This is a genomic window from Paenibacillus xylanilyticus, from assembly GCF_009664365.1.
In the GTDB taxonomy this organism is placed as follows: domain Bacteria; phylum Bacillota; class Bacilli; order Paenibacillales; family Paenibacillaceae; genus Paenibacillus; species Paenibacillus xylanilyticus_A.
Genome location: NZ_CP044310.1, coordinates 5,051,792 through 5,064,641 on the forward strand (window position 1 = coordinate 5,051,792; position 12,850 = coordinate 5,064,641).

At 48.0% G+C, this 12,850-nt stretch carries 10 protein-coding genes; 1 reads left to right on the plus strand and 9 read right to left on the minus strand.

Translation table 11 applies throughout. The annotated features are described in order from the left end of the window. Positions 1 to 59: 59 nt before the first annotated feature. The 9 genes from ptsG to F4V51_RS22480 all read right to left on the minus strand — a co-directional run bounded on the left by ptsG (position 60) and on the right by F4V51_RS22480 (position 11,694). Entirely contained in the window at positions 60 to 2,114 is a 2,055-nt protein-coding gene (ptsG, locus tag F4V51_RS22440; RefSeq protein ID WP_153979702.1) for a glucose-specific PTS transporter subunit IIBC, read from the minus strand. A gap of 288 nt (positions 2,115 to 2,402) precedes the next feature. Then, entirely contained in the window at positions 2,403 to 3,257 is an 855-nt protein-coding gene (gene glcT / locus F4V51_RS22445) for a glucose PTS transporter transcription antiterminator GlcT (RefSeq protein ID WP_153979703.1), read from the minus strand. 165 nt (positions 3,258 to 3,422) lie between these two features. Then, positions 3,423 to 4,970 carry a flotillin lipid rafts scaffold protein FloT gene (locus F4V51_RS22450; protein ID WP_201281168.1) on the minus strand — a complete coding sequence of 516 codons (1,548 nt, stop codon included), beginning with the start codon at positions 4,968 to 4,970 and terminating at the stop codon, positions 3,423 to 3,425. A 52-nt stretch (positions 4,971 to 5,022) separates the two neighbouring features. Then, on the minus strand, positions 5,023 to 5,559 hold the full coding sequence (locus tag F4V51_RS22455; protein WP_153979704.1) for an NfeD family membrane protein: 537 nt from the start codon (positions 5,557 to 5,559) through the stop codon (positions 5,023 to 5,025). A gap of 214 nt (positions 5,560 to 5,773) precedes the next feature. Further along, on the minus strand, positions 5,774 to 6,937 hold the full coding sequence (locus tag F4V51_RS22460) for an iron-containing alcohol dehydrogenase (protein WP_153979705.1): 1,164 nt from the start codon (positions 6,935 to 6,937) through the stop codon (positions 5,774 to 5,776). Positions 6,938 to 7,027: 90 nt separating this feature from the next. After that, complete coding sequence (locus F4V51_RS22465; protein ID WP_153979706.1) at positions 7,028 to 7,615, minus strand: MSMEG_1061 family FMN-dependent PPOX-type flavoprotein; 588 nt, start codon at positions 7,613 to 7,615, stop codon at positions 7,028 to 7,030. Between the two features lie 292 nt (positions 7,616 to 7,907). After that, the gene (locus tag F4V51_RS22470) at positions 7,908 to 9,506 is read right to left on the minus strand and encodes a UDP-glucose--hexose-1-phosphate uridylyltransferase (protein WP_153979707.1); all 1,599 of its coding nucleotides are present in this window, start codon (positions 9,504 to 9,506) and stop codon (positions 7,908 to 7,910) included. 15 nt (positions 9,507 to 9,521) lie between these two features. After that, positions 9,522 to 10,511, minus strand: a complete 990-nt coding sequence (gene galE, locus F4V51_RS22475; protein ID WP_095359770.1) for a UDP-glucose 4-epimerase GalE — start codon at positions 10,509 to 10,511, stop codon at positions 9,522 to 9,524. A 1-nt stretch (position 10,512) separates the two neighbouring features. Continuing rightward, complete coding sequence (locus F4V51_RS22480; protein WP_153979708.1) at positions 10,513 to 11,694, minus strand: galactokinase; 1,182 nt, start codon at positions 11,692 to 11,694, stop codon at positions 10,513 to 10,515. A 153-nt stretch (positions 11,695 to 11,847) separates the two neighbouring features. Here F4V51_RS22480 and F4V51_RS22485 point away from each other — a divergent pair, with 153 nt between their 5' ends. After that, complete coding sequence (locus tag F4V51_RS22485; RefSeq protein WP_236146620.1) at positions 11,848 to 12,807, plus strand: AraC family transcriptional regulator; 960 nt, start codon at positions 11,848 to 11,850, stop codon at positions 12,805 to 12,807. Positions 12,808 to 12,850 lie beyond the last annotated feature (43 nt).

A 12,850-nucleotide genomic window follows, 5' to 3' on the forward strand; every position in this document is an offset into this window, starting at 1 on the left:
AGTAGTTTATTTTAGGCATTGCATATATTTACACTTGCTTGCCATTGTCGGAACACTTCTTATTTTATCTCAATGATTGGCTGATCGCCAATTTTCAGTACTCCACTATTCTTCAGGGTCACTGTGGAGCCTTCAGGCAAGTTGGTGAAAATCACTGGCGAGATGATGGATGGAGCGTTAGCTTTTACATACTCCAAATCCACTTCCATAATCGGTTGACCCGCCGATACCAGGTCACCTTCCTGCACAAGCACGTTGAAACCTTGACCTTTCAATTTCACCGTGTTGACACCTATATGAACCAGTACTTCCTTGCCGCCGTCAGACATGATGCCGACAGCATGTTTGCTAGGGAATACATTAAACACTTTACCGTATACAGGCGAAGTAATCTTGCCATCATGCGGCAGCACAGCGAAACCGTCACCTGTCATTTTCTCGGCAAAAACCGGATCAGGTACGTTAGTGATATCCATCAATTCACCGTTAACCGGCATGACGATATCTTCGGCAATAATGCGTTCGCCTTCTGCTCCCGCTGCCTTCTCCTCTTCAGGAGCAGGTTTAACATCAGCAGCTGGTGCTGGTGCCGGGGTGCGTCCTGCAATGATGTCCTGCATTTGGGACTTGATTGTATCTGAACGTGTACCGAAAATGGCCTGTACATTATTACCCACTTCAAGCACGCCAGATGCACCTAATTGTTTCAAACGATCTTTATTTACATTGGATTTCTCATTTACTTCAATCCGCAAACGAGTGATACATGCATCCAGGTGTTTGATATTCTGCTGTCCACCGAAGGCTTCCAGAATATTGTGTGGCAGATCGTCTGTTGAACCTGATCCTCCACCCGAGTTTGTTTCAGGTGTTGCATCTTCGCGACCTGGTGTTTTGAGGTTGAACTTGCGAATGATCATTCGGAATCCGAAGTAGTAGATCACGGCAAGAATCAAACCGACGATAATAACGTCCCACCATGGTGTGCGGTTCGGGATGATCCCGAAAATCAGGAAGTCAATGAATCCACCGGAGAACGTCATCCCGATTTTGACACCCAGAATTTGCATTGTCATGAAAGACAAACCTGCGAAGATACAGTGTACTGCAAACAGGACTGGTGCCACAAACAGGAACGAGAATTCAAGTGGCTCTGTAATCCCGGTAAGGAACGAGGTCAGCGCAGCTGAACCCATGATCCCTGCAACATACTTTTTGTGCTCCGGTCTTGCTTCATGGTACATCGCAAGTGCCGCAGCCGGCAAACCGAACATCATGAACGGGAATTTACCTACTTGGAAGGTTCCCGCCGTGAGGTTTACACCATCACGCAATTGGTTGAAGAAGATCTGCTGGTCCCCACGAATGACGTCTCCAGCCTTGTTCACATACTCACCGAATTCAAACCAGAATGGAGAGTAGAAAATGTGATGGAGTCCAAACGGAATAAGGGACCGTTCCACAACTCCGAAAATGAATGCCGAGAGCGTCGGACTTGTATCTACCATGAAATGAGATACAGCATTCAGTCCATTTTGAATCGGTGGCCAGATAACCACCAGCAGTAACCCGAGCAAGAGGGAAACAACCGACGTGATAATCGGAACAAAACGTTTACCTGCAAAGAATCCAAGGTAAGACGGCAGTTCGATTTTGAAGAACCGATTGTAACACAGTGCTGCGGCTATACCAATGATGATACCTCCGAACACACCTGTACTCAGTGTAGGAATACCCAAAATGCTAGCATAACCTGGTACTTCGCCGATCATTGCCGGCGTTACACCAACGGCTGTACCCAAAGTGACATTCATCACCAGATAACCAATGATGGCCGCAAGACCTGCCACACCTTCGCCTCCGGCTAGCCCAACGGCTACACCTACTGCAAAGAGCAATGCCAGATTGTCAAATACGATCTGACCTGCGTTCATCATGATTGTTGCAATTGAGTTTACCCATGGGGTATCCAGTGCAGTTACATATTGCAAAAAGTCCGGATTCACCAGCATGTTACCGATTCCGAGCAACAAGCCCGCTGCTGGTAGAATGGCTACAGGAAGCATAAGAGCTTTACCTACTCTTTGCAAGACGCCAAAAAGCTTTTTAAACATCGCGTCGTATTCACCCTTTCGTTTAGATCTGTATGTCGTGATGCAAGCAAGGGAAATCAAAAAAGGCATAAGCTAATAAAGCGAATTGTACCAACCTTCGGGTATAGCATACCCTGTATAAGGTAAGAACAATCACACTCTAGAAACTCATGCCTGATCGAGTCAGTAACACGTCGCTTATGTTTTTTTCAGTTGCTTGATTACGGACACCATTGTAGCATCACTTCAAAAACAGTGCAAGCCTTTACACTAAATTTCTCAGGACGCCATTCCATACGTGGAAAATTTTCACTTGTTCTCTTCTTCTTTCCTTTGATACAGCCGTTGAAGATGAATAGTCAGATAACCCACTTCTGCAGGATAGACAGGAAGATTCAATCTTTTCTCCATGACTTTGGTCAGCTTCCATGCAAGCGAGTACATTTCGGGATACTCCAACTTGAGCAAGGAATCGAGCTTATGAAGTTCTTCCACCTTGTCCCCTCGACGAACACGTTCCAATGCAAAGCGAAGATGCGTAAGCAGGCGCGAATAGTCCAGCGACTCCGTTTCGAACGAATATTCCAACTGATCCGAGACGATTCCTACCAGGTCGGTAATGAGCTGTGAATGTTCGCGTACTTGGGATATGTTTTGGTTGGTCATGGCACTGTAGATATGCAGCGCTATAAATCCAATTTCGTCCATGCCCAAGTCGACACCGAGCTTCTCCTTAATGAGGCGAACAGCGTATTCTCCCATCCGATATTCTTCTGGATAGATCTCACGTGTTTCATATAGAAACGGATTCTGGATGACAATGCCCTGTTCTTTGCGCTTAAGTGCAAAAGAAATATGATCAGTCAATGCAATATGAATATGTTCATTAAGCGGAACATCCGTACGCTCTGCAATATACGTAATGCATTCGTTAATAATCTCGATCAATGCCTCATCCACTTGCGGAAGAAGCTGTTTGTACTGCTCTTGCTCCTGCTGGTTTTTCAAAATAAACATCTTCTCCACAGCCATCAAGGGAATGATGTCACCGGTTTTCCGGTTGAAGCCAATGCCTTTACCGATGACAACGACTTCTCCATGCTCAGGATGCTGTGCAATAATTACATTATTATTTAAAGCTTTGTTTACATGCAGGCTGCTCAATGTTTGCACCTCTTTTTTCATACCATCTGGAATGTGATTCGTCACATCCTCGTAATGAACGAAAAGACGTCCGGTGCGGGCAAACCGCGCCGAACGTCTCGCTTAAAAAGTAACAAAAAATCACGTTAAGGTCAATAGAGCTTCACGCATCGTTCACACCTCGTCCTAATCCTCTGCCCCAGTTCTTTCCACAATCTTGTCAATCACAGATGGAGTTGTTGGTGTCTCGCTTTGCTGAACAGCAACAGGTGCTGGTGTTTTGGACTTGGTCAATCCTTTAATTAACTGCTCTACATCAATGCCTGATACGCTTTTCAGCATCTCAGGTGCAGTAGACATCAGTTCGGTCACATAGTTACTTACACGTGCTGCACCCTCGCCCTTACCTGTATCTACGACCGTCAATTTATCAATGGATGAGATCGGCTCTGCAATTTTACCTGCAAGTTCAGGCAGCATCTTGACGATGATATCGAGTACTGCAGCTTCGCCAAACTTCTGGAACGCTTCCGCCAATTTTTCCTTCGCTTCCGCTTCGGCCAGACCGCGCAGACGAATGACTTCTGCATCCGCAGTACCTTTGGCCCGTTCTGCATCTGCCACCGCCTGACCTTCAAGCCGTTTTTGTTCTGCCGTTGCCTTGGCTTGGGTCTCGATGGAGTACTGCACTGCATCGGCTTCGCGCATTCTTTTTGCTTTGTCCGCTTCGGCCGCCTGCTCGACAGCATAACGATCGGCTTCGGCTTTTTTCTTCACTTCGGCGTCATACTGCTTCTCGCGTACGGTGATTTCTTTTTCTTTCAGGTCAATCTCACGTTCTTTACGAACGAGTTCAACTTTCATTTGTTCTTCAACAACCGTCTGTTTCGCACGTGCTTCTTGGATATGATACGCTTGGTCTGCTTCGGCCTTAGCCGTATCCTGATCGCGCTTAAACGCTGCCACTTTCAATTCCTTCTCTTTGGCTGCTTCAGCGATATTGGTATCGCGGAGCAATTCCGCCTTTTGCCCTTGCTCTTCTGCATTCGCTTTTTGAATACGAGCATCTCTCATCGCTTCGGCTTCCGCAATCTCGGCATCCCGTTTCACGGCAGCAATTCTCGGCTTACCGAGCGCGTCCAGATATCCTTGTTTGTCGCGAACATCCTTGATGGTAAAGGATACGATCTGCAGACCCATCTTCTTCAGATCCCGTGCAGCCACACCCTGAACCTCTTGTGCGAACCGATCCCGATTTCGATAAACTTCTTCTACAGTCATCGTTCCGAGTATGGCCCGCAAATGCCCTTCCAGAACTTCCTGTGCTTCGCCTCTTAAGGCATCGACGGGTTTACCGATGAATTGTTCAGCTGCTGTGGCTACATCTTCCACAGCACTACCAACTTTGATAATGGCTACACCGTCTGCAATTACCGGAACGCCTTGTTCCGTATACACTTCAGGCGTGGATACGTCCAGCTTGTGAGACAGCAATGAGATAAATTCGGACTGCTGGAACACAGGCCAGATGAAGGCACCACCGCCACGTACAATTTTAATTTTGCGACCGGACTCATCTTCGGAAATATTTTTATTCCCCAGGAATGAACCCGTAACGATCATCGCTTCATCGGGTCCAACCGTCTTATATCTCGCCCAGAAAGCCAAACCAAGAACCAAAATGACACCTACAACAATTGCAGGAATCAACAAGACATCCATATTTAATTCCATTCCACATCTCTCCCCTTATTACAATGATGACAAAACAATTCTCTCGTTCTACTCAAACGTCTTTAAGTACATCCTCATCCCATTCCGCCACACGAAGCACACCTTCAGTTACGTCCACCACGACAACGCGCACTCCCGCCGCAATAGGGCGATGTTCGAAGCTGGATGCCGTATGAATCGTGTTACCGGAAGCAACACGGATCATGACCTCACCGAAACCCCCTTCAGGTACTGGAATCGTAATTTCTCCGATTTTCCCGGATAGTTCCTTCATGGAAAACGCAATGGAAACCTCACTATTCCGCATCGGTTTGATATAAGCAAAGAATACCAGCATGGCAGCAGCAATACCTATAAGCAGGGATAAGATAAGACCCGCAATGGCACTTACCGAGCTATAACGTGTCAACATGATACCAGCCCCGCCAAAGGCTGTGATGGAACCAGCAAGTACAACAGGTTTGAGAAAATCAATGCCTGGCAGTTCAAAGGCTCCATCCAGCAATCCGTCAATCAAATCACCCAGCACCAAGCTGACGATCGCAAATATGGCTCCTCCGATTAGACATCCCCAATAGATGGACTCCATTCCCCGTTCCTCCTCTCTTCTGCCGTAACACCTAACTCACTGGGCATTCCTCATGTAAATAAATACGTAGCTACCCGCAAAAAGTTTCAAAATCTTTCCTCATTTGTATTCCAGACCCGATAATGGTTATTCTACATGATATTTCACGCAAAAAGACCGCATATCTCCATATTGTGGAGATATGCGGTCTTTTTTAATAATTGAATGCAGTTTATTACAGCGATGCCTTGTAAATGGATACAACATCCTCACGCTGCAGCTTCTTGAAGTTACCAAATGGGCCAAACAGCATCGCTTTGTCAGCCATGACATCAATCTGGCTGTCGTCAATGTCATAGTCAGCAAGACGACTAGGCGCGCCAATGGACGTCCAGAATTTGCGCAAGGCTTCGATGCCTTCCTCGGCAACCTGTTTGTCCGATTTGCCTTCCGGATTGACTTCAAAGACATTAATCGCCAATCGTTTGAAACGATCCACGTTTACGTCCAGGTTGTGTTTCATCCAGTTCGGGAACAGAATAGCAAGACCCCCGCCGTGCGGGATGTCATATACCGCAGATACTGCATGTTCAATGTTGTGGGTTGCCCAGTCACCAGCAAGACCCATATTCAGTACACCGTTCAATGCCATGGTACCGCAGTACAGAATCGTTTCACGCAGCTCATAGTTTTCCAGATCCTCTACCAAACGAGGTGCTGCATCCATAACCGTACGCAGAATCGTTTCACAGAATCCAAGTTGTACTGGCGTATTCTCATCCAGATGGAAATAATGCTCCAATACGTGAGACATCATGTCAACCATGCCGTATACCGTCTGATCCAAAGGCACGGTATATGTATTAACCGGATCAAGGATAGAGAACGCAGGGAACGAATACGCACTGCCCCAGCCCAATTTTTCCTGTGTATCCTGATTGGTAATAACGGAACCCGAGTTCATCTCGGAACCTGTTGCTGCCATGGTCAGCACCGTACCAAGTGGAAGTGCATCCTGAGCAACCGCTTTGCGCTGAGCAAAGTCCCACATGTCGCCATCATATTTCGCACCTACGGCAATCGCTTTGGCGCAGTCAAGCACACTACCGCCACCTACAGCGAGAATCAGCTCGATGTCCTTAGTTTTACAGAGGTCTACCCCTTTATGAACAGTCGAAAGACGCGGGTTCGGTTCCACGCCCGCCAGTTCTGTAACTTCTGCTCCAATTTCCTTAAGCAATCCGATCACTTGATCATACAGACCACTACGTTTAATGCTGCCGCCGCCATATACAAGCAAGACCCGTTTGCCATACTTCGGTACTTCGGTTTTCAACGCTTCCAGTTGCCCTTTACCGAAAATCAGACGGGTCGGGTTATAAAATTGAAAAGATTTCATAATCTATGTCGCCTCCATTGGAGTTAGAATGTTTGTGCAACTCCAATTATAGTACCCCGATTTTATAAAAACAAATCCACAGTCACTCACTTATAACAAGCCGTTGATTTGCAGATGGGCACGGAACATATCCATGCTGGAAGGCAGACTCTCCTTATCCACCCAGGTCTCGGAAGACCACAAGCCCGCCTGCTTGAATGCTCTTGGGCAATGGATAAAGCATTCATTCACGTCTACAATAACCGCTGCCCCAATCGTTTTTCCCGTCCAGCCCATACTATGGATAAACTCCTCATCCTTCGTAATAGAAGCTGTTCCATTGATGCGTAATACTTCGTTCATGCCAGGAATGAGGAAGAGCATGCCCACCCCAGGATGGGTTAGGATATTTAACAGCGAGTCGATGCGGCGATTGCCTGGACGTTCGGGATAGACCAGACGATGCGGATCAAGAACCTTCACGAAGCCTGCTTCGTCTCCCCGGGGGGATGCATCACTTCTACCTTCCCCGTCGGAACTGGACAGAAAAAATAGGGGTGACATGGATAAAAAATGTTCAACATGGGAGTCCACAAACGATATCGCTTTGTTTCTCACGTGCTCATGAGGCTCACCCACCATATTTTGCAATTCTGCTGCGTCGGTGATTAGCGGTATGTTCAGTGGCTTCTTTTCCATTTATTCGTCCCCGTTTCCTAAACTTCGAATATTTGTTCAAGCCTATGATAATCATTCTCATATTATACAATGAACCATCCCCCTCTGCCATGGCTCTGTGTTTATTGCTCATTGATGGAAGAATACTTTGGTTACATGAGTTGCATGAGTACAAATACCCATCGAGCCACATACCCAGGAATTCGCAAGATGAATGATTTATAGTATTGAAAAAAAAAGATAGACGAGCATTGCTGCTCACCTATCCTTCGGATTTGTTTATTCATAGCATCATATTACAGCCCATTTGTACTTATTCGGTATATCCCATGCTTTCTACAAATCGACGGAAAGCCTGGCGTCCGGCTTCATCATATTTGTAAACTCCGGCATGCTCCAAAATCTCGGAAAACTTAAGGCCGACTTCCTGCTGAATCAAAGCAACGGCCTGTTCCTTGTCCAGGTTGGAACCGAAACGCTCTTTCAGTTCCTCCGCCCAGCGAAGATGCTGGTTCAAAACATGATCAGAAGCCTGGGCAGCTTCCGCAAGCTGAGTGTCCCCTGCGAGAATATCGGCGATTCCGTCCAATTCTTCCTTTAATCGCCCTGGAAGGATCGCAAGCCCCATAACTTCGATAAGTCCGATGTTCTCTTTTTTCAAATGATGCATTTCACGGTGCGGGTGGAAAATCCCCTCCGGATGCTCTTCATTCGTACGATTGTTGCGGAGAACCAGATCCATCTCGTAACCACCGTCCGCACTGCGACGAACAATTGGCGTTACGGTGTTGTGAGGTACCTGCTCTCCATCCACCTCGCTGAACGCCTGGATCTGAACGGAAGGATCACTGTACAGTTTCCAAGCTTCATACACGGCGTTACCCGCTTCGAGCAGCTCCGCTGGATCATGTGAAGCGAGCCGAAGAACGGACATTGGCCATTTGACCAGACTCAGGGTAAGCCCAGGTGCATCCGCATGACGGAACACCGCTTCAGGTTTCGCATTCTGGATGGCAAATGTATGGCGTCCGCCTTGGAAGTGATCGTGAGTCAGGATCGAACCACCCACGATAGGCAGATCGGCATTGGAACCAATAAAATAATGCGGATACTCGCCTACAAAGGCAAGCAGCCTGCGCAGCGTATCTTTTGTCAGCTTCATAGGCACATGATCATGATGGAAAATGATGCAGTGCTCGTTATAGTACACATATGGCGAGTACTGGAAGAACCAAGGTTCACCGTTTAATTCCAGCGGAATAACGCGCAGGTTTTGACGGGCCGGGTGGTTGACCCGGCCAGCATAGCCTACATTTTCCCGGCATAATTGACACTTCGGATACACCGGCGGCGGAAGCAATTTGGCCATGGCGATTTCCTTCGGACTTTTCTCCGGCTTGGACAGGTTAATCGTAATTTCCATATCGCCATATGGCGTTTCCTGTGTCCAATACACATTCTTCGAGATTCGGTCCATACGAATGTAGTTGGAGTGAATCGACAGCTCGTAAAACTTCGATGTGGCTGCTTCGATACCTTCTGTTTGCTCTGTGTGGCGGAACGCGCGAACCACCTCGGATGGACGGGCCATCAGCTGACCCATAATTTTCGCATCCAGCAAATCACGGTACGTATCGGTATTCTCCGGAATGAGTCCAATGGCATAACCATAGTCAATCAACGTATCCAGCAAGGATTGCGGTCCATCTGGTACAATCTCGTTCAATGTTCCATCGTAAGGCTCGGAAAATCCGAACTGTTCCAGCAGAAGGTTGCGGCTGTAATCCCGATCCGCTTCTTCAATCAGCTTGTTCTGCAAGGCAAATGCAACCAGACGTTCAATGGCATGCAGTGCTTCCTGCTGCTCCGGTGTCCGGTCTGTGGTGCCTGCAGCATTATGGGTCTGTGACATATGGATGTTCGCCTCCTAGTTTTTTCCGTAGCCGTTAGGATGAGATTGGTGCCAGCTCCAGGCACTCTGAATGACATCTTCCAGATTGGTCCGTGTCGGATTCCAGCCCAGTACGGATCTTGCTTTGGCAGACGATGCGACCAGCACAGCCGGATCACCTGCACGGCGCGGCTCCTGTACAACCGGGATATCCAGTCCAGTCACTTTTTTTGCAGTTTCAATCACCTGTTTAACCGAGAAGCCTTGACCATTACCCAGGTTAAACACGTTGCTGTTCTCCCCTTTGCGGAGATAATCTACCGCACGCAGATGCGCATCTGCCAAGTCACTCACGTGAATATAATCGCGGACACAGGTTCCATCTTCTGTCGCGTAGTCATCGCCAAACACAGCGATGTGCGGACGTTGTTTCAGTGCGGTTTGCAGCACGAGCGGGATCAAGTGGCTCTCCGGCTGATGGTCTTCACCAATTTTGCCGCTATCATGTGCTCCAGCTGCATTGAAGTAACGCAGGGACACATATTTAATCTCCTGTACTTTATCGAACCAGGACATCATGCGTTCCATCATCAGTTTCGTTTCGCCATACACGTTCGTAGGTTCAGTACGGTCGCTTTCTTCGATTGGCACTTTCTCAGGCTCGCCATATGTCGCTGCTGTCGAAGAGAATACGATCCGGCGCACATTGGCTGCATTCATCGCTTCCAGCAGGCACAACGTACCGAACACGTTGTTGTCATAATACTTAACCGGATCCTTCATGCTCTCGCCGACCAGCGAGTTGGCTGCAAAGTGGATGACTGCATCAATGGAGTTCTCAGCGAACAGTTTTGCCAGAAACGCCTTGTCACGCAGATCTCCTTCATACAGCTTGCCGCCGAGCAATGCTTCACGATGCCCTGTCTGCAAATTATCCAGAACCACAACTTCCTCGCCGCGTTCCAACAAAGCCGCTACCGTATGCGAACCAATATATCCTGCTCCACCTGTCACCAAAATTGCCATTTTACTTCGCCTCCTTCAATTCTTTGACACCGTCGCCTACTCCGCACACATAGAAGTCTCCCTTGAGACTTGTACGTGCTTCATACGCTGCCCCCACTTCGCGGACAAAGCGCTCTACATCATCCTCATGTACCAGTGACACCGTGCATCCACCGAATCCGGCTCCCGTCATGCGTGCACCGAGTGTGCCTGGAATGCGCTGCGCTTCCTCCACCATCACGTCCAATTCCTCGCAGCTTACTTCATACAGATAGCGGAGTGATTCATGAGAAGCATTCATCAGCTTGCCGAACGTTTCCAGATCGTTATTACGCAGTGCTTCCACCGATGCAAGCACACGTGCATTTTCTTCCACAACGTGCTCGGCACGCTGTCTTACCTTCTCATCCTTGATGTGATCCTGCAGGGTCACAAATTGCTCCGGCGTCAGTTGCGCCAGATAATCAAGTGCAGGCAGCTGTTCCTTCAAAATGGCAAGTGCCTGCTCGCATTGGGAGCGCCGCTCGTTATAGGCCGAGTCTACCAGACCGCGACGTTTGTTCGTATTGCCAATGACCAGCTTATAAGAGCCTGTACGGAAAGGTACTTTCTCATATTCAAGCGTATCACACATTAGCAGAATGGCATGATCTTCTGCTCCGTTAGCTACGGCAAACTGATCCATAATGCCGCAGTTGACGCCAACGAACTCGTTTTCTGCTTTTTGGGACAGAAGTGACAACTGTACTGTATCGATCTCCGATACACCTCCCATGGATTGAATCGCGTATCCCGTAAGCACCTCCAGCGAAGCCGAAGAGGAGAGTCCGGCACCGTTCGGAATTTCACCGTGGTACAGGAAGTCATATCCTTTCGTTACCTTTAAGCCTTTAGCTTGCAGTTCAACCATGACACCAACTGGATAATCTGTCCACTCCCCTGTTTTCTCCTTGCCAATCGAGGATGTGTCCAGCACGCCTTCATAGGACATATTGGTGGAAGCCAGCTGTAATTTGTCGTCCTTCCGTTCCCGGATAACAAGTGTTGTACCGAATTCAAGTGCTGCCGGAAGCACGTACCCACCATTGTAGTCGATATGTTCCCCGATCAGATTGACACGTCCAGGAGCATGGAATACACGGAGATCCGCTTCACTCTCTCCGTACTTCTCAATAAACTTTTGTTTCAATTCATGTATGTTCATTGCTGCTGCACCTCATCTCAATGTTGTTGTTTTGTTAAGGTTATTATACAAGAAAGCGGTACCTCTTGAAATGCAACCATGTGTGTTTCATATGGATAAATGTGACCTTCCGTCATATAATGGAAAGAACACCACAGAAAGAAGGAACGGCGCATGATTGATCAACACAAGGAACATTCAGCAGTAGACCCGATAAAAAACATCCAGGAATCCTCGGGGAAAAGTGGAGCAAAAACGTACTCCGTTGCCTCCAATCCGGTCTATTATGAAAAGGGGCCATTACATGTCCTTTTTGCAGGCGCAAGCCAGACCCTTCCGGGTCATGCCCTTGGTCCAAAACTATACGATTATTATCTGCTTCATTATGTAGAAAAGGGCGCTGGTACATTCCGTACGGAACTCCATACCTACGAATTATCCGCAGGAGATTGTTTCCTCATTCATCCCGGGCAACTGGTAAGCTACCAGTCCGATGCCCGCCGCCCCTGGGAATATCGATGGATGGCCTACACAGGCAGTCAGGCTGGTAAACACACGGAAGAAGCGGGCTTTCGTCCGGAAAAATCCGTTTTTCATGCCGGACCTTCCTGCGGAATTGCTGACTGGCTATCCGTCATGCAAAATGCATTTGCAGAGCGCAAGGAAAGCTCTCATTTTACATCCATCGGTACGTTATATATGATTCTAGCCGAAGCCCAAAATCACCTTTCTCAGGGACAAACTCTGATTCCTGGTGAATCTTCGATTAGGCGGACGGTAAAACAGATGATCCAATACATGTCTACCCAATATGCTCACCCCGTCTCCATTGAACAGATGTCGGCCAGTCTTGGCTACAACCGTGCTTATCTATCCCGGATATTCAAGCAGGAAACCGGTCTATCTCCGGTCACGTATCTGCTCAAGCTCCGCATAGACAAGTCACGGCAGCTGCTGCGTGAACGTCCGGATCTGTCCATTGAGCAGGTATCCGCATCCGTAGGAATGCCAGATGCCCTTTATTTCTCCAAACAGTTCAAACGTTTCCATGGAGAAGCCCCGACTCTCTATCGGGAAAATATACTCTCCAGACCTCCAGCTTCGAGGCCCGGCATGACTCAACCAAACAAGTAATAACCCTTCAGGAAAAGTGGTAAGTGTTACGAAAAACTCCTCG

Bases quoted from the DNA above. Each gene is read 5' to 3' on its own strand.
- F4V51_RS22485 (WP_236146620.1), top strand. From the start codon at position 11,848: ATGATTGATCAACACAAGGAACATTCAGCAGTAGACCCGATAAAAAAC.
- F4V51_RS22470 (WP_153979707.1), bottom strand. From the start codon at position 9,506: ATGTCACAGACCCATAATGCTGCAGGCACCACAGACCGGACACCGGAG.
- F4V51_RS22455 (WP_153979704.1), bottom strand. From the start codon at position 5,559: ATGGAGTCCATCTATTGGGGATGTCTAATCGGAGGAGCCATATTTGCG.
- F4V51_RS22465 (WP_153979706.1), bottom strand. From the start codon at position 7,615: ATGGAAAAGAAGCCACTGAACATACCGCTAATCACCGACGCAGCAGAA.
- F4V51_RS22460 (WP_153979705.1), bottom strand. From the start codon at position 6,937: ATGAAATCTTTTCAATTTTATAACCCGACCCGTCTGATTTTCGGTAAA.
- ptsG (WP_153979702.1), bottom strand. From the start codon at position 2,114: ATGTTTAAAAAGCTTTTTGGCGTCTTGCAAAGAGTAGGTAAAGCTCTT.
- F4V51_RS22480 (WP_153979708.1), bottom strand. From the start codon at position 11,694: ATGAACATACATGAATTGAAACAAAAGTTTATTGAGAAGTACGGAGAG.
- F4V51_RS22450 (WP_201281168.1), bottom strand. From the start codon at position 4,970: ATGGAATTAAATATGGATGTCTTGTTGATTCCTGCAATTGTTGTAGGT.
- galE (WP_095359770.1), bottom strand. From the start codon at position 10,511: ATGGCAATTTTGGTGACAGGTGGAGCAGGATATATTGGTTCGCATACG.